We start from the raw sequence: 18,703 nt of genomic DNA, 5'->3' as shown, positions 1-18,703 counted from the left end.
ACCGCGTACCTAACCTGCGTGGGCAGAACACCTAGCCCCCCTGGCCGACCTGCGGCAGGTGCTGCGGGCAGAACGCCCTGACCGCGGCCGCCACGACCACCGGGGCCTCGGTCACCGGTGCGTCGGGGTGGGCGTCGTTGTACTGCCGGACCACGTCGACGTATCCCATGTCGCCGTCGAGTGACGCGCAGGCCTCCCGCCCCCGCGCGAGATAACCCGGTTCGTCGTCGGCGACCACGCCGACCGTCCGGATCTCGCCGAGGAACTGCTCCTCGGGGGACCGCCCGTCATCGCCGCCGTCCGGGGCCGGCTGCTCGCCGGTCGTCGCCCCGTCGCGGTCGGTGGCGTCGCCGACAGCGGAGGTGGCCTCCGCGGCCACGGACCCCACCGCGCTGGTCGCCTCGCCGACCGCCTCCTCCGCGGTCCCTTCCTCCCCGCACGCCCCGAGGACCAGGGCGAGCGCCGCGAACCCCGACGCGGCGACGAGCCCCCGTCGTCGGTCGGGGCGGATCTCGCGGGCGCCCCGGGTCAACAGCGCGGCTCGGTGTGCACGTGCGGTCATGACGGGCCCTCCTCGATGGGGGAAGTGTGAATCGGAATAGTGGGGTCCTCCACTCGGGAAGGGTACGGACGCGGTCCGACGACTCGGGAGCGTTCGGTGGAGACGATATGACCGGTGCCACAATCGAGACGGGATCGAGACCGGCCCGTCAGTGGCACCGGTCCCGGCGAGCCGAGCGGGTGGGGAGCGGAGTGGGGAGCGCAGTGCCCGGGACGCCGGGGTGGGCTGCCGACGGAAGGGGTCCCGTCGTGGCGGACCGCCACTAGGGTGGGGCGCATGGGCACTCACGGTCGTCTGTCCGGATCGCTGGTCGTCGGGCCCCGGCGCCATGACGAGGGTGTCCGCCGGCTCCTCGCCAGCTTCGAGGCGGTCCCCCGGGGGGAGCCCGTCCGGCTGGCCAAGACGACGTCCAATCTGTTCAGGCCGCGCGCCTCGTCGTCGTCGCACGGTCTCGACACCACCGGCCTGACGCGCGTGGTCTCCGTGGATCCGGACGCCCGCACCGCCGACGTGCAGGGCATGTGCACGTACGAGGACCTGGTGGACGCCACCCTGCCGTACGGGTTGATGCCGTATGTGGTGCCGCAGCTCAAGACCATCACCCTCGGTGGCGCCGTGACCGGACTGGGCATCGAGTCCAGTTCCTTCCGCTTGGGGCTGCCCCACGAGTCGGTTCTGGAGATGGACATCCTCACCGGGACGGGCGAGATCGTCACCGCCCGCCCCGACGGGACGGTGCGCGAGCAGGCGCTCTTCCGCGGGTTCCCCAACTCGTACGGCTCGCTCGGGTACGCCGTGCGGCTGCGCATCGCGCTCGAACCGGTCATGCGGTACGTCGAACTGCGCCACGTCCGGTTCGACTCCCTCGCCGCGCTGGCCGACGGGCTGGGGCGGATCAGCGAGTCAGGGACGTACGACGACGAGGTGGTCGACTTCCTGGACGGGGTCGTCTTCTCGGCCGACGAGTCCTACCTGACCCTGGGGCGGCGGACCGACGAGCCCGGACCCGTCTCGGACTACACGGGGGTGCGGGACAAGCAGGCGATCTACTACCGGTCGATCCGGCACGGCGGCCCCGCCGGCTCGGTGGTCCGCGATCGGCTGACCACCCGCGACTACCTGTGGCGCTGGGACACCGACTGGTTCTGGTGCTCGCGCGCGTTCGGGGTGCAGAACCCCGGCATCCGCCGGTGGTGGCCGCAGCAGCTGCTCAGGTCGTCGGCGTATTGGAAGATCATCGGGTTGGACCACAGGTACGACCTGGGTAACAGGATCGGGGCGCTCAAGGGCGAGGGCCCGCGCGAGCGCGTGGTGCAGGACGTGGAAGTGACCATCGACCGGACCGAGGAGTTCCTGGAGTGGTTCCTGCGGGAGGTCCCCATAGAGCCGCTGTGGGTGTGTCCGCTGCGGCTGCGGGAGCGCACCCCGGCGCCGACACCGAACGGGCGGACGGCCTCCGACCGACCGTGGCCGCTGTATCCGTTGTCGCCCGACACAACCTATGTCAACATCGGATTCTGGTCCTCGGCGCCGGTAGAGCCGGGGTCGGCGGAGGGGGCGTGGAACCGGCGCATCGAGGAGGAGGTCTCCCGGCTCGGTGGGCACAAGTCGCTCTACTCCGAGGTCTTCTACTCCCGGGAGGAGTTCGACCAGCTGTACGGCGGTGAGCACGCCGCCGGGCTCAAGTCGGAGTTCGACCCGGACGGTCGGTTCTCGACCCTCTACGACAAGGCGGTGGGTGCACGGTGACGACTGACAGGATGACGATCGGTGAGATCGTCGGCGCGTTCGCGACGGGCGAGCCACCCCTGCGCATCGAGGCGTACGACGGCTCTGCGTTCGGCCCGCCCGAGAGCGATCTGATACTACGCCTCAAGAGCCGGCGAGCCCTGCAGTACATCGTCACCGCGCCGGGCGATCTCGGGTTGGCCCGCGCCTATCTCATGGGAGAGCTCGAGGTCGACGGGGTGCATCCCGGGGCGCCGCACGACGTGTTCGGCGCGCTCGAGGTCTTTCGCAAGACCATGACCCGCAGGCCGGACGTGCGGACGATGGCCCGGGTCGCCCGGTCGATCGGACGCCAGAACCTCACGATGCTGCCGATTCCCGAGCAGGAGGTGCCCGCGGCGTGGCGCCGGGTCGCGCACGGCATGCGGAGACACTCCAAGAAGCGGGACTCAGAGGTGGTGAGCTACCACTACGACGTATCCAACCGCTTCTACGAGTGGATCCTCGGGCCCACCATGACCTACACCTGTGCGTGCTACACCGACGAACAGAGGTCCCTGGAGGAGGCGCAGGAGAACAAGTACCGCCTCGTCTTTGACAAGCTCGGTCTCAAGGCGGGCGACAGGCTGCTCGACGTGGGGTGCGGGTGGGGCGGGATGGTGCGTTACGCGGCCTCCCGGGGGGTGAGGGCGATCGGCGTGACACTCTCGCGGGAGCAGGTCGAGTGGGGCCAGGCCGCGATCGGGGCCCAGGGCCTGGGGGATCTGGCCGAGGTCCGGCTGATGGACTACCGCGACGTGCCCGAGCGCGACTTCGACGCGGTCAGTTCCATCGGCATCACCGAGCACATCGGGCGCAGTAACCACCACGCCTACTTCGACCGACTGCACGGGTACCTGAAGCCGGGCGGGCGTCTGCTCAACCACTGCATCACCCGGCCGGACAATTCCCGGTCTGTCAAGGCGGGCGCCTTCATCGACCGATACATCTTCCCGGACGGCGAGCTGGCCGGTGCCGGGACCGTCCACCTCGAGGCGGAGAACGCCGGGTTCGAGGTGCTGCACGAGGAGAACCTCCGGCAGCACTACGCGTTCACGCTGCGCGACTGGTGCGCGAACCTCGTCGAGCACTGGGACGAGGCCGTCGAGGAGGTCGGGGAACCCATGGCCAAACTGTGGGGTCTCTACATGGGCGCCTGCCAGTACGGCTTCGAGCACAACAAGATCCAGCTCCACCAGATCCTGGCCGTCCGACTGGGCGACTCCATGACCTGGGAGGTCCCCCTGCGGCAGTGGTGGCAGGCGTGAGCCGGTCCTGAGCGGCCGGGCCGATGTGTCAGGCCAGGTCGAGAGCCAGCAGGACGTCGCCGGTCGGCGCCGGGGATCCGCCCGCCGGCTCCTCGGTGATCCCGATCTGGGCGGAGTCACGGATTCCGCTCAGCTCGGCGGAGGGCGACGGGCCCACCTCGCCGGACTCCATCGTCCCCGCCGGGATCGGGTCGTGATCCGGACCCATCAGCCAGAGCTGGTAGGCGCGGCCCTCGGCCGGCTCCGGGATCCCGGTCATCGAGATGACCGCCATGTCGGCGGACCTGGACGCCAACACCGTGGCGCTACCGGTGCCGCCGACCTGCCCGCGGGAGATCTCGAGGTCGGGTGCGGTGAGCAGGGAGGCGACCTCGCCCGGCATCGTGGCGGCGGGCGGAGCAGCGACCGGCAGGTCGTTCTCCGGTGGGGCACCGCCCGTCAGGCGTCCGACGGTGACGCCCGCGGCCACCAGGACGACGGCCGCCGCCGCGGTGGCGACGATGGTCCACGCCCCGGGGCGCCGGCGCTCACGCATACGGCTCAGATCGACCACGTCCGCACCGCCGGTGCCCCGGGTGCCGCCGGACGCCGGGGTGCCCGCGTCGGTTCCGGGCCCGGACTCCGCTGCGACCATATCGAGGATCCTGGCCCGGAGCCCCGGCGGCGGCGGGACATCGAGGTCGGCATCGGCCACCAGATCGGCCACGACCTCCCGGGTGGACCGGATGTGGGCGAGCATCGACCTGCGCTGATCCGGTGCGGCGTTGACGAGGGTCTGCTCGAGGGCCTCCGTCTCCTGATCGTCCAACGCGTCCAGGGCGTAGAGGTCGAGGTCCTCGGGATGAACCGTGCCCGGGGCGTCCGGATGATCGTGGTGTCGGACGGTCATGACAGCTCACCTCCCAGGCAGCTCTTGAGACGGCGCAGGCCGTCTCGGATCCGTGACTTGATCGTGGGCAGCGCGGCCCCCAGCTGGTCGGCGACCTCGCGGTAGGTCAGTCCCGTGAAGTACGCCATCTCGATCGACTCACGCTGGTTCTCGGTGAGCTCTCCCAGACAACGACGGATGTCGGCGGCATCTTCCTCCCGGGTGATCTCCTCGGTGACCTGGTCGGCGACGTCCCCGGAGTGGATGATCCCCGCGGCGGCGTCCGCCTCGTCGCGCCGCGCCGCGGAGCTCTCCGACCGCACCCGGTCCACCGCTCGCCGGTGTGCGATGGTCAGCACCCAGGAATGGACCGACCCGAGCTTCGGGCTGTAACCCGAGGCCTGCTTCCAGACCTGCAGGAACACCTCCTGCACTGTTTCCTCCGCGTACCCGGGGTCGCGGAGGACCCGCAGGGCGAGACCGTGTACCCGGGGCGCCATGAGGTCGTAGAAGCGGGCGAAGGCCTCGAGGTCGCCGGCCGCGGAGAGTTCCAACAGGCGCCCCGGATCGGCCAGCGACAGGGCGGTGGGGTCGGACACGAAGGACAGTCTAATGGGAGAGGTGGGGAACTCAGGGAACGGGCGGGCGGCGGGTCGGGGCGTGTCGAGGACGGTCATGACCCCGACACCCGGAACGTACGGTTGTGCCAGCCCGTGGCGCCGGTCGGAATGGGTGGCTGCCGCGTCTGGGTCTGGACCTCGCCGGTCGAATCGGTCGCCCGGACGGACAGCGTGTGCAGTCCGGGTTCGGCGTCCCAGGTCCACGACCACATGCGCCAGGTGTCGATCGAGTACTCCTCGGCCAACGTCGCCTCGTTCCACGGCCCGTCGTCGACCTGCACCTCGACGCGGTCGATGCCGCGGCGCTGGGCCCAGGCCGTCCCCGCCACCACGACGGGGCCGGGATCCAGCTGGGCCAACGGGGCGGGCCGGTCGATCCGGCTCGCGGTGAGGATCGGCCCCCGCTCACCCCACCCGCGGTCGGTCCAGTAGGCGCTCGCCCGGTCGAAGCGGGTGACCTCCCAGTCCACCACCCACTTGGTGGCGGAGACGTAGCCGTACAGTCCGGGCACGACCTGACGGACGGGGTAGCCGTGCTCGAGCGGGAGGGGCTCGCCGTTCATCCCGACGGCCAGCAACGCGTCCCGCCCGTCCGTCAGTGCCTCGAGCGGGGTGCCCGCCGTCCACCCGTCCACGGAGGTCGAGAGCAGCATGTCGGCCTCGGGCAACGGGCCGGCCTCGGCGAGGAGTTCGGCGATCGGGAACCCGGTCCAGGTCGCGTTGCCGGCGAGGTCGCCGCCGACCTCGTTGGACACGCAGGTCAGAGTGACGATCCGGTCGAGGAACTCCCGGCTCGTCAGCGAATCCCAGTCCAGCTCGATCTCCCGCTCCACCATTCCGTGGATGCGCAGCCGCCAGTCCGCCGTGGTCAGCGCGGGGACCCGCAGCGCGGTGTCGATGCGGTAGAACTCGTCGTTGGGCGTGAGGAATTGAGTGACACCCGGGGCGTCGGGAACGACCCCGTCCGGCACGGGTGCCGCGGCGTTGCGACTGAGCACCCGCGGCAACCGCAGGCCCGTACGCTCCGCGAGGGCGTCGGCGGCCCGGCGGGTGACGGCCACACCGGTCGCGCCCGCTGCGGCGATCACGGCCACGGCCGACCCGGCCAGGACCAGGAAGCGCCGCCGATCAGGACCGGGACGGGACGCGGGGGCCTCGTCGGTCGCCGAGGCGAGGTCACCCGAGCCGGTAGCTGGCCCGTCACCCGGCCCTCCCCCCGTCCCGCCCCCGGACGCGGGGAACAGCGCGCCGACCATCAGACGGAGTGCGACGACGGCGAGGAGGGTGCCCACGAGGGTGGGCAGCGCCCACGCGGGCCCGGCGGTCGGGCGGGTCACCGCCGCGAGCGTTCCCGTGAGCCCGAGGGCGATGATCAGCAGGGAGCCGATGGGCCGTCGCGGTCGCTCCATGAGACCGATGACCACACCCATCACCGCCAGGATCCCGGCGAGGCTGAGGAGCAGCGCCGGTTTGTCCGCGGTGCCGAGTGCGTCGATGGTCGCCTCGCGAACCGCCGCGGGTGCGCGGTCGACAACGGAATCGGCCACCGCCAGGAACGGAGACGACCCGGGGGCGACCAGGCCCGCGACGGCGTGACCGACCGCGAGGGCGATGCCGGTCGAGAGGATGCCCGCGGCGATCTGGGCCGTCACGCGGGCTCGGGGCTGGGTGATGTCCACGTCAGGAGTTCGGAGCACGGGACCCGCCGGACGGTTCGGGAGAAAGAATTCGGGAGCCACCCATCCGGCCGGAGAACCGTGCCGAAGACCTTGTGACCCAGCACGCAAGGCTCTGTTGAAAGGACCAACACCATGAGCATGACGATCTCCCGCCGTATGGCTTCGATCGCCGCGGCGGCTGCCGTGAGCGGCCTCGTTCTGGCCGGTTGCGCGAACGATGAGGGCACCACCGAGGCCGAGGGCACCACGACCGCCCCCATGACCTCTGAGATGACCACCGAGGAGACCACCGCGATGGCGGAGCCGGCCGGCATGCTGGTCGGTCCCGGCTGTGCGGACTACGCCGAGGCCAACCCGGATGGCCCGGGCTCGGTCGACGGCATGGCCATGGAGCCGGTCGCCACCGCCGCCTCCAACAACCCGCTCCTCACCACCCTCACGGCCGCAGTGTCGGGCGGGGTGAATCCCGAGGTCGACCTCGTCGACACCCTCAACAACGGCGAGTACACCGTGTTCGCGCCGGTCGACGACGCGTTCGCACAGGTCGACGACGCCACGATGGAGGCGCTGCAGACCGATCCCGAGCTGCTCACCAGCATCCTGACCTACCACGTTGTCGAGGGACAGATCACCCCTGACGAGATCGAGGGCATGCAGACCACGCTGAACGGCGCGGACGTCGAGGTCATGGGCTCCGGTGACGAGCTCACCGTCAACGGTGCCAACGTGATCTGTGGTGGCGTCGAGACCGCCAACGCCACGGTCTACCTCATCGACGAGGTCCTCGTCCCCGAGGAGTGAGCCCGCTGAACCCCGGGAGGCCCTGACCCCCGAGTGTTCTGGTAGCACCGAGGCCCGGGTCGACGCGAGAGCGTCGGCCCGGGCCTCGTCGTGTCGGGCGGGGGCTTGACAACGACGAGCCGTAGTGCATACTTAAGCTGTCGCCTAATTAAGGGAAAGATGAAGTGAAGCAGGCCGGTGATCCGCTGTCCCGGGTGTTCCAGGCGCTCGCCGATCCCACGCGTCGCGGGATCCTTGAGCGGCTCAGCGCCGGGCCGGCCACTGTGGGCGAGTTGTCGGAACCGTTCGACATCAGTGCACCCGCCATCTCGCAACACCTCCGGGTGTTGGAGACCTCCGGTCTCATCGAGCGAAGCACGCGCGCCCAGTGGCGGGTGTGCACGCTCCGGCCGGAACCGCTGGACGCCGCCACGGCCTGGGTCGAGCGCAACCGCGCGCTGTGGCAGCAGAAATTCGACCGACTCGACGACGTGCTCACCGACATCCGGCCCGGGCACGCCGACCCCACGGATCGAGGTCGCACGCCTCGATCGAAGGAGTGACGACATCATGTCCGTCCCGGAATTCACCATCTCCCGCACGTTCGACGCCCCACGCGAGACTCTCTGGCGCGCGTGGACGGATCCGACACTGGCCGCTCGCTGGTGGCACCCGCACGAGGTCACGACCCCAGCCGAGAGCGTCTCGATCGATCTCCGCGTGGGTGGCAGCTACGCCTACCTCATGATCGACCCGGACGGCGGCGAGTGGCCGGCCACGGGCGAATACCTGGAGGTCCGGGAGCCCGACCGGCTCCGGTTCACCTGGGGCAGCCCGGACGACGAGCGCGGGGACGAGGTCCCCGTCATCACCGTCGACCTCGCCGAGGCGGGAGAGGGGCGCACCCTGATGACCTTCCACATGGCCCGGCACCCCGACGACCGCGGTTCCGAACACGGCGTCCACGACGGCTGGACCGAGGCGTTCGAGGAGCTGGACGGGGTTCTCGCCGCCTCCGCCTCGGCCTGACCCGGACACTCCGACCGTAGTCAGGCCCGCGCTCCAGGATCAGCCCCGCAGCTCAGAACCAGTCGTCGTGCATGTCCAGGGTGGTGCGGTCGCCCGCGGCCAGCAGGTCGAACTTCGCGTCCACGACGGGCAGTTCGCGCCGCAGGAAGTACGCCGCGGCCTGCCGCTTCCCGGCGGCGAACCCGTCGGCGTCGTCGTCGATCCGACCTCCCAGGGCGAGGACCTGCTCGAGCCAGATCCAGGCGATCACGATGTGACCGGCGGCCTCGAGGTACTCGGTGGCGTCGGCCAGGAACGCCTCCGGGTCGGTCGCCCCGAGCCCGGCGAGTGCGGTGGTCACCTCGATCAGGCGCGTCACCCGCGGTCGGAGGAGCGCGGCGAACTCCTCGGCCGGGCCGCCTGCCGCATCCGCCCGGTCGCAGGTGTCGGCGATGCGCTCGCTCAGTGCGGCCAGTCCGGCACCACCCCCGGCGAGGACCTTGCGCCCGAGCAGATCCTGGGCCTGGATCCCGTGGGTGCCCTCGTGGATCGGGTTGAGGCGGTTGTCGCGATAGTGCTGCTCCACGTCGTAATCGATGGTGTACCCGGCCCCACCCAGCACCTGTACCGCCAACTCGTTGGCCTTCAGGCACCACTGCGACGGCCACGACTTGGCGATCGGGGTGAGCACGTCCAGCAGCGTGGAGGCGGCCGCGGCCTCCTCCGGCGAGCCGGTCCGCTCCTCGTCGACGAGCCGCGCGCAGAACAACCCGAGGGCCAGCGCGCCCTCCACGTACGACTTCTGGGCCAGCAACATCCGCCGCACGTCGGCGTGCCCGGTGAGCATGACCTGCGGCGAGGACGGATCGGAACCGGGTGCCCGGCCCTGCGGACGGGTGCGCGCGTAGTCGAGCGACTTGAGGTAGCCGGTGTACCCGAGCGCGGTGGCGCCCAGGCCTACGCCGAGCCGGGCCTCGTTCATCATGGTGAACATCTTCTTGAGGCCGGTGTTCTCCTCGCCCACGAGGTACCCGACCGCGCCCGGCCGGCCGCCCGGGGTGTGGATGCCCTGCCCGAGCGTGGGCATGGTGTTGACCGTGCCGCGGAAGCCCATCTTGTGGTTGAGGCCGGTGATCACGATGTCATTGCGCTCCCCGATCGACCCGTCCTCGTCGACGAGGAACTTCGGGACCACGAAGAGGCTGATGCCGCGCGTACCGGCCGGTGAGCCGGGCACCTTCGCCAGCACCAGGTGCACGATGTTCTCGGACATCTGGTGCTCGCCGCCGGAGATCCACATCTTCTGCCCGAACAGTCGATAGGCGCCGTCGGCCTGCGGCTCGGCGCGCGTGGTGATGTCGGCGAGATTGGACCCGGCCTGCGGCTCGGACAGGCACATCGTGCCGGTGAAGCGACCCTCGACCATGGGCCGGACGTACCTCTCGACCTGCTCCTCGGAACCGTGCTCGATCAGCAGGTTAGCGTTGCCGGTGGTGAGCAGCGGGTACGCGGCGGTGGAGACGTTGGCGGCATAGAACCACGCCATGCACGCCAGGTACGCGGTGTACGGCAGCTGCATGCCGCCGACTCGTGAGTCCATCGCGGCGCCCACAAGGTCTGCGTCGGCGAAGCGACGCAGGGCCTCGGCGATCTCCGGGATCAGTTCGACCTCCTCGCCCACGAGCCTGGGCTCGTTGAGGTCGGCCTTGCGGTTGTGGGGGGCGAAGTACTTCTCGGCGAGTTCGGCCGACAGGTCGACCACGGAGTCGATGGTCTCGCGCGAGTGATCCGAGTACCGCTCGCGCCCACACAGCTCGGACACCCGGAGCCAGTCGTGCAGCAGGAAATCAAGGTCGGCCCGGGACATCACGGTCGAGGGGAGGGCATTCGAGGGAGCCATGATCGCAGGCTACTCGGCCGGCCGCGTGAGTCAGCTCCCGCCGGTGGCCCGGGCGAACTTCTGGCCCATGCCGAGCATGGTCTTGGCGTACGCGGCGGGCATGAACCGCTTGCCGCGGTAGGCCTTCCGGGCGTCCGGGTCGGGCAGGATCAGGAACCGCTTCGCGTCCAGCCCGGTCATCACCTCGGCGGCGATCTCGTCCGCACCGCGCTCGGAGCGGTCGATGAGTTTGCTCGCGAATCCGCTCGCGGCGGGGTCGGAGGAGTTCAGGCTCGAGGCCAGGTTGGTGCGGAAGAACGACGGGCACAACACGGAGACGTCGACACCGAACGGCTCCAACTCCCACCGCAGGGTCTCGGAGATCGCCACCACGGCCGCCTTGACGGCAGTGTAGGAGGCCATGGTCGGCGGGTGCACGAGGCCGGCGAGGGACGCGGTGTTGACGAGGTGCCCCCGGCCCTGGGCCTTGAGCATCGGCACGAAGGTGCGGCACCCGCGCGCGACGCCCAGCAGGTTGATGTCCGTGATGAGCCGCCAGTCCTCCTCGGTGAGGTACTCGATGCGGCCGCCCTGCGCGATCCCGGCGTTGTTGACCAGCACGTCCAGCCCGCCCCAGGTCTGCTCGACCTCGGCGCGCGCCGCCTGCCATTCCTCCTCGGAGCGCACGTCCAGACGCACATAACGGGCATCGGCGGGCAGCGAGTCCGGCCGGTCGTCGGTGGCCGCGAGGTCGGCGACCATCACGCGGTCGCCGCGTTCGAGGAACGCCGTGGCCAGGGCCAGGCCGAGGCCCGAGGCCCCGCCGGTGACCAGGACCCGGCGATTGGTGTCCGCGGGGGAGGGGGAGGAGACGAACGGCATCCGGTCGAGGCCGGGGACGGGGAGACCGGACAGGGGGAGGCGAGGAAGACGCATGAGGCGAAACCTACCGGGTCAGCCCCGTGCGAGTGGGGCGGGCTGCCCCGCGGCCGCGAGGAACTGGGCGGCCATCGCCACCGCCGGGCCCGAGGAGTCGGCGCCCTCGATGAGGACCGCGACCGCGATGTCCCCGGTGGAGCCGACGAACCAGCCGTGGGCGGGGCCGGTGCCGACCTCGGCGGTGCCGGTCTTGCCGCCGAGCCCGGGGATCGAGTTGGCGGCCGTGGCGGTGCCCGATCGCACGGTCTGCTCCATGTACCTGCGCAAGGTGTCCACCACACCCGGGTCCAGGGGTTCCGGGGTGTCGTTGGCGGTGGCGGGCATCCCGTCGACGACGTGCGGCAGGATCATCCGCCCGCCGTTCGCGAGCGAGGCCGTCATGACCGCCATCCCGAAGGGGCTGGCCAGCACCTCGCCCTGCCCGATCGCCGCCTCCACCCGGGCCGGGCCCTGCTCGGTGACGGGCACGGAGCCGGTGTAGGTGTCCACACCGAGGCCGGGTGCGAAGAACCCGACCCCGAGGCCGAGTCTGGCGGCCGTGTCCCTCATGGCCTCCGGCGCGAGCCGGTCGCTGATGACGGCCTGGCTGGTGTTGCACGAGCGGGCGAACGCCGTCTCCAGCGGCACCGGGCCGAGTTCGAAGTCGTCGTCGTTGGGGATCGTGCGTCCGGACACGGTGACCGAGGCCGGGCAGGGCACGACCTCGTCCGGGCCGACGACCCCGGCCTCCAGCGCGGCGGCCGTGGTGACGATCTTGAACGTCGACCCCGGTGGGAACCGGCCCTGCATGGACACCGGCCCCTGCTGGTCGGCGACGGAGTTCTGGGCCACGGCCAGGATTCCCCCGGTCGAGGGTTGGATCGCGACGATCGACGCTCCCAGAGCGGAGGCGTCCACCGCCTGCTGGGCGGCCCGTTGCATCGAGATCTGCACCGTGGAGACCAGGTCCTCGACCTGGCCCACCGGGGCACTGCCCAGCTCGATGGGTTCGGCATCGGGATTGACGATCTCGGCGGTCCAGCCGCCCTGCGCCTGTAGCGCTTCGGTCCAGGCACTGGGCAATCCGGTGAGGGCGGGGGAGTCCAGGTTCCGGTCGGTGCGGATGAGCTGGCCCTGCTCGGGGAGCGTCACGCCCGCAACGGCCGCGAGCTGATCGCGGATCGGGTCGATGTCGGACGGCCGGAGCGCCACGACCTGGTAGGGCTGGTCGCCGGCCTCGGCCATGCCGTCACGGATCGTCCGGCCGGTGATCGTCGGCACCACGGTTCCGACCAGCGCCGCGACCGCGTCCGCCGACTCCACCGCGTCCGGCGCGAGGGTCACCGCCGTGACCGGGGTCCACTGAAAGAGCGGTTCGCCCGTGCGGTCCACCACCGAGGTGTCGTAGTCCAGGATCTCGGAGAAGGACAGCGTGCCCCCCGGCTCGAGGCGGGTGTCGAGGATCGTCGGCGCCCACTCGACCTTCCAGTCGTCGCCGACCCTGGTGGTCCGTGCCTCGCCGGTGGTCGTGACGATGCGCGGGGAGGTCTCCGCCGCCGTCTCCCCGCCGACCGGGGCGGAGCCCGCCTCGTCGTCGTCGGCTTGCTCGTCGTCTGCCTGGTCGTCGTCGGCCTGGGTGTTCCCGGAGGTCCCCATGTCCCAGGTGATCTCGACCGGCACGGGGTCCCGGTCCGGGCGTCGGTCCCCGTCCGGGGTCCTCGCGGAGAGTGTGGGGGTGAACCCCATCGCCAGCACGTTGGCCTCGAGGGTCTCCTCGGCCGCGACCGGATCGGTGGTGAGCGCGGCCGCCCCCGCGAGGTCGCCGCTGCTCAGCGTGGAGAGGAACTGCTGGAGCTCGTCCGATCCGGTGTCGCCGGTCAGTGCCGCGCACCCGCTGCCGGTCAGGGCCACGGCCAGAGAGGCGGCGACGAGTCCGGCGACGGGACGGGGCCGGCGGCGAGCGCCGCTGGTGTGGTGGCGGCGCAGTGTCATCGGCGTCATCACTCCACACAACCAGAAACCCGCCCCCACCGCACCGGTCGGGCCGGACGACCACCCGGTGTACAGAGAACTTCCGGGTACAGGAAACTGCCAGCCAACCCGCAGGGTACTCACGACGTCGGCTCCTACTGTCCTCACCAGTCCCGCCGGAAGGAGCGGGTGCACCAGACCCCGCAGACCCGGAGGCCCCGATGTTCAGCTACCGACGATCCCGCTCCACCGACACCCCCGACGACGCGGTACACGAGCACGATCTGGGACTCGGGCACGACCTGGCCGTGATGAACCGGCGCGCGGCCCTGCGCGGGATCCTCGGCGCCGCCGGGGTGGGCGCGGTGGGCCTGACGGTGGGATGTGCGACGGATCAGACCCCGACGTCGTCCGCCACCTCGTCAACGACCTCCGCCGGCTCGTCCGGCGTGTCCGGGGCCGGTGCCGAGTGTGTCGAGGCGGCGCCGGGAGAGACCGCCGGACCCTACCCGGGCGACGGGTCCAACGGGCCCAACGTGCTGATCGAATCCGGGGTGCACCGCTCGGACATCACCTCGAGCTTCGGGGGGATGACCGGCACCGCCGAGGGTGTCCCCATGCGTCTGACCGTGGACCTGCAGGACCTGACCCGCGAGTGCGCACCGGGGGCCGGGATGGCCGTCTACCTGTGGCACTGCGACCGCGAGGGCCGGTACTCCCTCTACAGTGAGGGCGTCACCGACCAGAACTATCTCCGCGGTGTCCAGACCGCGGACGAGTCCGGCAGAGTCGAGTTCACCAGCATCTTCCCGGCCTGCTACTCGGGCAGGTGGCCGCACCTGCACTTCGAGGTCTACGACACCCTGGCCTCGGCCGTGGCCGGTGAGAACGCCCGGCTCACCTCGCAGATCGCACTCCCCGAAGCGGAGTCCGACGCCGTCTACGCCTACGACTCCGGGTACACCGCCTCCATCCGGAACATGGCCGGGGTGAGCCTGGAATCGGACATGGTCTTCTCCGACGGGTGGGACGCGCAGATGCCCGAGGTCGTCGGCTCCCCGGAGGACGGCTACGAGGTCACGATCACGATCGGCGTCGCCGCCGCCGAGGACAACGCCGCGGGTGGGAGCGGCGGGCCCGGGGAGCCGCCCGCCGGACGTGCCGGAGCACCGGCCGGGCCGCCCCCGGGCGGCGGTGGCGAGGCGCCCCCGTCCCCGTAGGCTCGTCGCCCATGACCAGCCGTCGACCCGACCCGGTGAGTCCGCATTCGACCGAGCCCGTGGCGGCCAGGCCCCCCGCTCCCGGTGTGGAGAGGGCCGGGTCGTCCCCCGTGACCTCCGGCCTCGCGCGAGTCATGGACGATCTGGTGCGCATCCCGGGCACCCGGTACCGCGTGGGGCTGGACCCGGTGGTCGGCCTGGTGCCCGTCGTCGGGGACGCGCTGGGGACCGTCGTCGCCGCAGCGGTCCTGGCCGAGGCGATCCGCAACCGGGTCCCCGTCCACATCCTGTTCCGCATGGGCTGGAACTACCTCGTCGACGCCGTGCTCGGCGTGGTCCCGTTCGTGGGTGACGTGGCGGACGCCGCCCACAAGGCCACGTCCAAGAACCTGCGACTGGTCGACCGGACCATCGCCGAGGGCAGGCGCGTGGACACCGACGCCCGCGGCTACCTGCTCCGGGCGGTCGGGGCGGTGGGCCTGATGCTGCTGGTGTTGATCGGCATGGCCGGGCTCGCGCTGTGGGGCCTGCTCCGGCTTATCGGCCTGTTCTGACCCCGGCCGGCAGCCCCCGGCCCACAGGCCCCCGACCCGCAGCACCCGGCCTACCCGGAGGTGACGGGCAGGAGGCGCCGCACGACGTCGTCCAGCGTGAGGACCCCTCTGACCTCGGAGACATGGGTGCCCGGGTGGCCGCCGGACTGTTCGACGACGACGAGGTGGGCCCGCGCCTCACGCATCCGGCGGAACGCCTCGGCCACCGACAGGTCGTGCTCGAGGGACAGGCTCGGCCGCATGAGCTCCCGCGCGGTGGCCCCCGACTGGATGTTGATCGCGTCACGCGCGTGCACCACACCCACCGCGGTCTGCCCGTCCATCACCAGCAACCGGAGATGACCGGTGCGGCGGGCCGTCTCGCGGATGTCCTCCGGGGAGGCCTTCACGTCGACCGAGGACATCTCCTCCGGGGCGGCGGGCGCGTTGACCCCGCGATCACCCAGCAGGTCCCCCACGGTGAGTTCCTGCAACTCCAGGGCGTTGAGCAGCTGCCGGTGGTGGGTGTCGTCGAGGGTGCCGGCCTCACCGGAGTGGCGGACGAGCTCGCGTAGGGAGTCGGCGTCCTGGCCGGAGGCCACCTCGTCGCGGGTCTCCACCCCGATCCGGTGCAGGATCCGGTTGGCGAGGGTGTTGAGCGCCACCAGCAGCGGGCGGGTGATCCAGAGGAAGCCCCGCATCGGTATCGCCAACAACGTGGCCGAGTACTCGGGGTGCGTGATCGACCACGACTTGGGGGCCATCTCGCCCACCACCAGGTGGAGGAAGGTGACGATGAGCAGCGCCAGGACAAAGGCGATGACGTCGGCCGTCCAGTAGGGCAACCCCCAGCTCGCGAACACCGGCGTGAACCAGTGGTGGACCGCGGGTTTGGTGATGGAACCCAGTGCCAGCGCGCACAGCGTGATCCCGAGCTGGGACCCCGCGAGCAGCAGCGTGAGCTCGGATGCGTTGCGCAGGGCCGCCCGGGCCGCGGCGCTCGAGGCCGCCGCGTCCTCGAGGCGGTGGCGTCGCGCGGAGATCAGGGAGAACTCGACGGCCACGAAGAACGCGGACGCCACGATGAGCACGACCGTGGCGAGTACCACGACGAACGGATTGCTCGTGAGGCCCGTGCCGGCTTCGGCGGCGAGAAGGGAGGTGGTGGGGTTCATCGCGCGGCCTCCTCGACCACGACATGCAGCTCTGCGGGAACACGACGTTCGATCCTGCGCACCTCGGTCCGCAGGACCCTGTCGGCGGAGATCTCCTCCAGCACGTCTGTGTCGGGGAGAGGAATGTCGACCCGGTCACCCAGCTCGGGCAGGTCCCCGGTCGTCTCGATCACGAGCCCACCGAGGGTCTCGGCGTCCACCTCGGGCAGGGTGATCTCGAGCAGTCGTTCCACCTCGTCGAGATGGGTGTCACCGGCCAGGAGCCAGCCCAGGCCCTCGCTGACCGGGGTCCCGGCCGCCTGCTGGGGATCGTGCTCGTCCGCGATCTCGCCGACGATCTCCTCGGCCATGTCCTCCATGGTCACGACACCGGCGAAACCACCGTATTCGTCCACCACCACCGCCATCTCGGACTTGTGGGACCCCAGGCGGGTGGCGACCTCCGGAAGGGGCAGCGAGGTGGGCACGATGATCGGTGCCCGCATGAGGGTCGACACCGCCGTGAGGTCCGCCCGGTCGTCATCACACACCGAGAGCAGGTCGTGGAGGTCCACGATGCCGACCACGTCGTCGGAGTCGTCGCCGACCACCGGGTAGCGGGTGTGTCCGGTGGCCATCTTGGACAGGACCTCGGTGACCGTGTCCTCCGCCCGCACCACGTCGGTGCGGCTGCGCGGGATCATGGCGTGCTCGGCGGGTTGGCCGGGGAAGTCCAGCATCCTGTCCAGCAGTCGACTCAGTTCCTCGGACAGCTCGCCGGTCTCCTCGGACTCGGCGACGATGTGCTCCAGGTCGCGAGCGGTGGCGGAGTGTTCCTTGTCGTGGACCGGCTCGATGCCGACGGCCTTGAGCAGGGCCTCGGACGCCTTGTCGAACAGGCCGATGAGCCAGCCGAACAGGGCGAGGTAGATCGTGGTGGACCGGGCCAGCCAGCGTGCGACCGGCTCCGGTCGGGCGATGGCCAGGTTCTTGGGCACCAACTCGCCGAAGATCATCTGCACGACCGTCGAGAAGAGCAGCGCCAGGACCGTGCCGACCACCACTCCGATCCCCTGGGGCACCGAGGCCAGGCCGAGGAGCTCGCCGATCGAGCGGCCGATGAGCGGTTCGGCGACGTACCCGACGACCAGGGTGGTGACGGTGATCCCGAGCTGGGCGCCCGAGAGCATGAAGGACGTCCGCCTGGTCACGCCGAGGACCCGCGACGCGGCCGGGTCGCCCTTCTCCGCCGCGGCCCCCATCCTGGAGCGGTCGACGGCCATGAACGCGAACTCCTGGGCCACGAAGTAGCCCGTGAGTGCGGTGATGGCCAAGACCACCACCACGCCGACGAGGAGTGAGAGCGCGATGCTCATCCGGTGTACCCCCTTCCGAGAAGGGGGCTGATAGATCGGGCCGGTGTGTCGGCTCGGCTCACTGGAGGTGCTCCTGCGCTTTCGTCGGTGTCCCCGCGGGCCGATGCCCGGGCTGACAAGTCATTGTCTCGCCCATCACCGGAATTGTCGACTCCGTTCTGCGATCCGGCCCGGCGAGTGGCTCAGGATCCGGCGGACCGTATCGCCCGGGAGACGGCGTCGAGCGCCATGAGGCGGACGGTGTCGACGTCGGCGGCCACCTCCCCGGTCGCCACGGCGACGAAACCGTCTCCGTCGTATCGGGTGTGCGGCGGCGTCAGAGACCGGGAGAGGCCGTCATGGGCGCCCTGGGCGACGACGAAGCAGGCGGTCTTGTCCAGCCTCGCGTTGGTGATGACCACTCCGATGGTGGTGTGCACGCGATCAGAGGCGTAGTCGAACGGCGGAACCAGGTTTGCCACGCTGGCGAGGTCCACCTCGGTCCCGCCCGGATCGACGTCGCCGTAGGCGTTCACCGCGCACAGTGCCCCGACGACCAGGTCGCCCAGGGTGCTCTCCGCGTAGCGGATACCGCCCGGACGGATGTTCTCCGCCCCGCGCCACTGCGACGTGAACGCCCCGGCGCCCGCGCCCACCTGTCCCACCTCGACCAGCGGGCCGGTGGCCGCGGCCGCGGCGGTGTACCCGTCGGCGGCCGTCGGGCGGACCTTCGGATCGCCGACCCCGAGGTCGAACAGCGCCAGGGCCGGGACGATCGGCACGCGTCCGCCGGGCGTGGGAACGCCCCTCCCCGCCTCTTCGCAGAACCGCATCACCCCCTCGGCGGCCGCGAGGCCGAACGCTGAGCCGCCGGTGAGGACGACGGCGTCGACGGACGTCACCGCCTTGTCCGGGGAGAGTGCGTCGAGATCGCGGGTCGCCGGTGCGCCACCCCGTACCTCGCGCGACGCCACCGACCCCTCGGGGAGCAGCACCACGGTGCACCCCGTCAACGCGGAAGGATCCGTCCAGTGGCCGATCGTGACTCCGGGCAGTCTCATCTGGGGTGAGCGGGGCTCCATCGCGCAAAAGTAGCGTGTCGACCCCAGTAAAAGGAACCC

At 70.9% G+C, this 18,703-nt stretch carries 17 protein-coding genes; 7 read left to right on the top strand and 10 right to left on the bottom strand.

The window, feature by feature from the left end; all coding sequences use genetic code 11:
- Positions 1 to 31: 31 nt before the first annotated feature.
- Positions 32 to 562, bottom strand: a complete 531-nt coding sequence (locus tag CEY15_RS12560) for a DUF732 domain-containing protein (protein WP_095718726.1) — start codon at positions 560 to 562, stop codon at positions 32 to 34.
- Positions 563 to 838: 276 nt separating this feature from the next.
- On the opposite strand from CEY15_RS12560, the gene CEY15_RS12555 reads away from it, so the two are divergent.
- Together CEY15_RS12555 and CEY15_RS12550 are read left to right on the top strand one after the other, a co-directional pair.
- Positions 839 to 2,311, top strand: a complete 1,473-nt coding sequence (locus CEY15_RS12555) for an FAD-binding oxidoreductase (RefSeq protein ID WP_095718725.1) — start codon at positions 839 to 841, stop codon at positions 2,309 to 2,311.
- Between the two features lie 11 nt (positions 2,312 to 2,322).
- Positions 2,323 to 3,597, top strand: coding sequence for a class I SAM-dependent methyltransferase (locus CEY15_RS12550; RefSeq protein ID WP_095718724.1), 1,275 nt, complete (start codon positions 2,323 to 2,325; stop codon positions 3,595 to 3,597).
- A 28-nt stretch (positions 3,598 to 3,625) separates the two neighbouring features.
- On the opposite strand, the gene CEY15_RS12545 is transcribed toward CEY15_RS12550, so the two are convergent.
- The 3 genes from CEY15_RS12545 to CEY15_RS12535 form a co-directional block, all read right to left on the bottom strand.
- Positions 3,626 to 4,486: an anti-sigma factor gene (locus CEY15_RS12545; RefSeq protein WP_095718723.1), complete on the bottom strand. Its 861-nt coding sequence runs from the start codon at positions 4,484 to 4,486 to the stop codon at positions 3,626 to 3,628.
- A complete protein-coding gene (sigK, locus tag CEY15_RS12540; RefSeq protein WP_095718734.1) occupies positions 4,483 to 5,064 on the bottom strand; it encodes an ECF RNA polymerase sigma factor SigK in 582 nt (193 codons plus the stop codon). The genes CEY15_RS12545 and sigK overlap by 4 nt, the downstream gene beginning before the upstream one ends.
- A gap of 74 nt (positions 5,065 to 5,138) precedes the next feature.
- Positions 5,139 to 6,764, bottom strand: coding sequence for a molybdopterin-dependent oxidoreductase (locus tag CEY15_RS12535; RefSeq protein ID WP_245847606.1), 1,626 nt, complete (start codon positions 6,762 to 6,764; stop codon positions 5,139 to 5,141).
- 138 nt (positions 6,765 to 6,902) lie between these two features.
- Between CEY15_RS12535 and CEY15_RS12530 the strand changes: the two genes are divergently transcribed.
- The 3 genes from CEY15_RS12530 to CEY15_RS12520 all read left to right on the top strand — a co-directional run bounded on the left by CEY15_RS12530 (position 6,903) and on the right by CEY15_RS12520 (position 8,573).
- Complete coding sequence (locus CEY15_RS12530; protein ID WP_031264980.1) at positions 6,903 to 7,565, top strand: fasciclin domain-containing protein; 663 nt, start codon at positions 6,903 to 6,905, stop codon at positions 7,563 to 7,565.
- A gap of 164 nt (positions 7,566 to 7,729) precedes the next feature.
- On the top strand, positions 7,730 to 8,107 hold the full coding sequence (locus CEY15_RS12525; protein WP_095718721.1) for an ArsR/SmtB family transcription factor: 378 nt from the start codon (positions 7,730 to 7,732) through the stop codon (positions 8,105 to 8,107).
- A 7-nt stretch (positions 8,108 to 8,114) separates the two neighbouring features.
- Complete coding sequence (locus CEY15_RS12520; protein ID WP_095718720.1) at positions 8,115 to 8,573, top strand: SRPBCC family protein; 459 nt, start codon at positions 8,115 to 8,117, stop codon at positions 8,571 to 8,573.
- Positions 8,574 to 8,625: 52 nt separating this feature from the next.
- On the opposite strand, the gene CEY15_RS12515 is transcribed toward CEY15_RS12520, so the two are convergent.
- The 3 genes from CEY15_RS12515 to CEY15_RS12505 are packed head-to-tail and all read right to left on the bottom strand — an operon-like array spanning position 8,626 to position 13,341.
- Positions 8,626 to 10,452, bottom strand: coding sequence for an acyl-CoA dehydrogenase (locus tag CEY15_RS12515; RefSeq protein WP_095718719.1), 1,827 nt, complete (start codon positions 10,450 to 10,452; stop codon positions 8,626 to 8,628).
- Between the two features lie 30 nt (positions 10,453 to 10,482).
- Entirely contained in the window at positions 10,483 to 11,367 is an 885-nt protein-coding gene (locus tag CEY15_RS12510; RefSeq protein WP_017837413.1) for an SDR family NAD(P)-dependent oxidoreductase, read from the bottom strand.
- Between the two features lie 18 nt (positions 11,368 to 11,385).
- Positions 11,386 to 13,341, bottom strand: coding sequence for a penicillin-binding transpeptidase domain-containing protein (locus CEY15_RS12505; protein ID WP_095718718.1), 1,956 nt, complete (start codon positions 13,339 to 13,341; stop codon positions 11,386 to 11,388).
- 200 nt (positions 13,342 to 13,541) lie between these two features.
- On the opposite strand from CEY15_RS12505, the gene CEY15_RS12500 reads away from it, so the two are divergent.
- Both CEY15_RS12500 and CEY15_RS12495 read left to right on the top strand, forming a co-directional pair.
- The gene (locus tag CEY15_RS12500) at positions 13,542 to 14,540 is read left to right on the top strand and encodes a dioxygenase (RefSeq protein ID WP_095718717.1); all 999 of its coding nucleotides are present in this window, start codon (positions 13,542 to 13,544) and stop codon (positions 14,538 to 14,540) included.
- Positions 14,541 to 14,551: 11 nt separating this feature from the next.
- Complete coding sequence (locus CEY15_RS12495; RefSeq protein ID WP_081615200.1) at positions 14,552 to 15,094, top strand: DUF4112 domain-containing protein; 543 nt, start codon at positions 14,552 to 14,554, stop codon at positions 15,092 to 15,094.
- A 50-nt stretch (positions 15,095 to 15,144) separates the two neighbouring features.
- Here the strand turns inward: CEY15_RS12495 and CEY15_RS12490 are convergent, their stop codons facing one another.
- The 3 genes from CEY15_RS12490 to CEY15_RS12480 all read right to left on the bottom strand — a co-directional run bounded on the left by CEY15_RS12490 (position 15,145) and on the right by CEY15_RS12480 (position 18,664).
- The gene (locus tag CEY15_RS12490; RefSeq protein ID WP_095718716.1) at positions 15,145 to 16,248 is read right to left on the bottom strand and encodes a hemolysin family protein; all 1,104 of its coding nucleotides are present in this window, start codon (positions 16,246 to 16,248) and stop codon (positions 15,145 to 15,147) included.
- Positions 16,245 to 17,603: a hemolysin family protein gene (locus CEY15_RS12485; protein WP_095718715.1), complete on the bottom strand. Its 1,359-nt coding sequence runs from the start codon at positions 17,601 to 17,603 to the stop codon at positions 16,245 to 16,247. The genes CEY15_RS12490 and CEY15_RS12485 overlap by 4 nt, the downstream gene beginning before the upstream one ends.
- Positions 17,604 to 17,785: 182 nt before the next feature.
- On the bottom strand, positions 17,786 to 18,664 hold the full coding sequence (locus tag CEY15_RS12480; protein ID WP_095718714.1) for a P1 family peptidase: 879 nt from the start codon (positions 18,662 to 18,664) through the stop codon (positions 17,786 to 17,788).
- Positions 18,665 to 18,703: the final 39 nt, after the last annotated feature.

This window comes from Dietzia natronolimnaea (genome assembly GCF_002289575.1).
Taxonomy (GTDB): Bacteria; Actinomycetota; Actinomycetes; order Mycobacteriales; family Mycobacteriaceae; genus Dietzia; species Dietzia natronolimnaea_A.
Note: the sequence above shows the minus strand (reverse complement) of the source record. Positions and strands in the feature narration are given on the sequence as shown.

Bases quoted from the DNA above. Each gene is read 5' to 3' on its own strand.
- CEY15_RS12560 (WP_095718726.1), bottom strand. From the start codon at position 562: ATGACCGCACGTGCACACCGAGCCGCGCTGTTGACCCGGGGCGCCCGC.
- CEY15_RS12555 (WP_095718725.1), top strand. From the start codon at position 839: ATGGGCACTCACGGTCGTCTGTCCGGATCGCTGGTCGTCGGGCCCCGG.
- CEY15_RS12550 (WP_095718724.1), top strand. From the start codon at position 2,323: ATGACGATCGGTGAGATCGTCGGCGCGTTCGCGACGGGCGAGCCACCC.
- CEY15_RS12545 (WP_095718723.1), bottom strand. From the start codon at position 4,486: ATGACCGTCCGACACCACGATCATCCGGACGCCCCGGGCACGGTTCAT.
- CEY15_RS12530 (WP_031264980.1), top strand. From the start codon at position 6,903: ATGACGATCTCCCGCCGTATGGCTTCGATCGCCGCGGCGGCTGCCGTG.
- CEY15_RS12520 (WP_095718720.1), top strand. From the start codon at position 8,115: ATGTCCGTCCCGGAATTCACCATCTCCCGCACGTTCGACGCCCCACGC.
- CEY15_RS12515 (WP_095718719.1), bottom strand. From the start codon at position 10,452: ATGGCTCCCTCGAATGCCCTCCCCTCGACCGTGATGTCCCGGGCCGAC.
- CEY15_RS12510 (WP_017837413.1), bottom strand. From the start codon at position 11,367: ATGCGTCTTCCTCGCCTCCCCCTGTCCGGTCTCCCCGTCCCCGGCCTC.
- CEY15_RS12505 (WP_095718718.1), bottom strand. From the start codon at position 13,341: ATGACACTGCGCCGCCACCACACCAGCGGCGCTCGCCGCCGGCCCCGT.
- CEY15_RS12500 (WP_095718717.1), top strand. From the start codon at position 13,542: ATGTTCAGCTACCGACGATCCCGCTCCACCGACACCCCCGACGACGCG.
- CEY15_RS12495 (WP_081615200.1), top strand. From the start codon at position 14,552: ATGACCAGCCGTCGACCCGACCCGGTGAGTCCGCATTCGACCGAGCCC.
- CEY15_RS12490 (WP_095718716.1), bottom strand. From the start codon at position 16,248: ATGAACCCCACCACCTCCCTTCTCGCCGCCGAAGCCGGCACGGGCCTC.
- CEY15_RS12485 (WP_095718715.1), bottom strand. From the start codon at position 17,603: ATGAGCATCGCGCTCTCACTCCTCGTCGGCGTGGTGGTGGTCTTGGCC.
- CEY15_RS12480 (WP_095718714.1), bottom strand. From the start codon at position 18,664: ATGGAGCCCCGCTCACCCCAGATGAGACTGCCCGGAGTCACGATCGGC.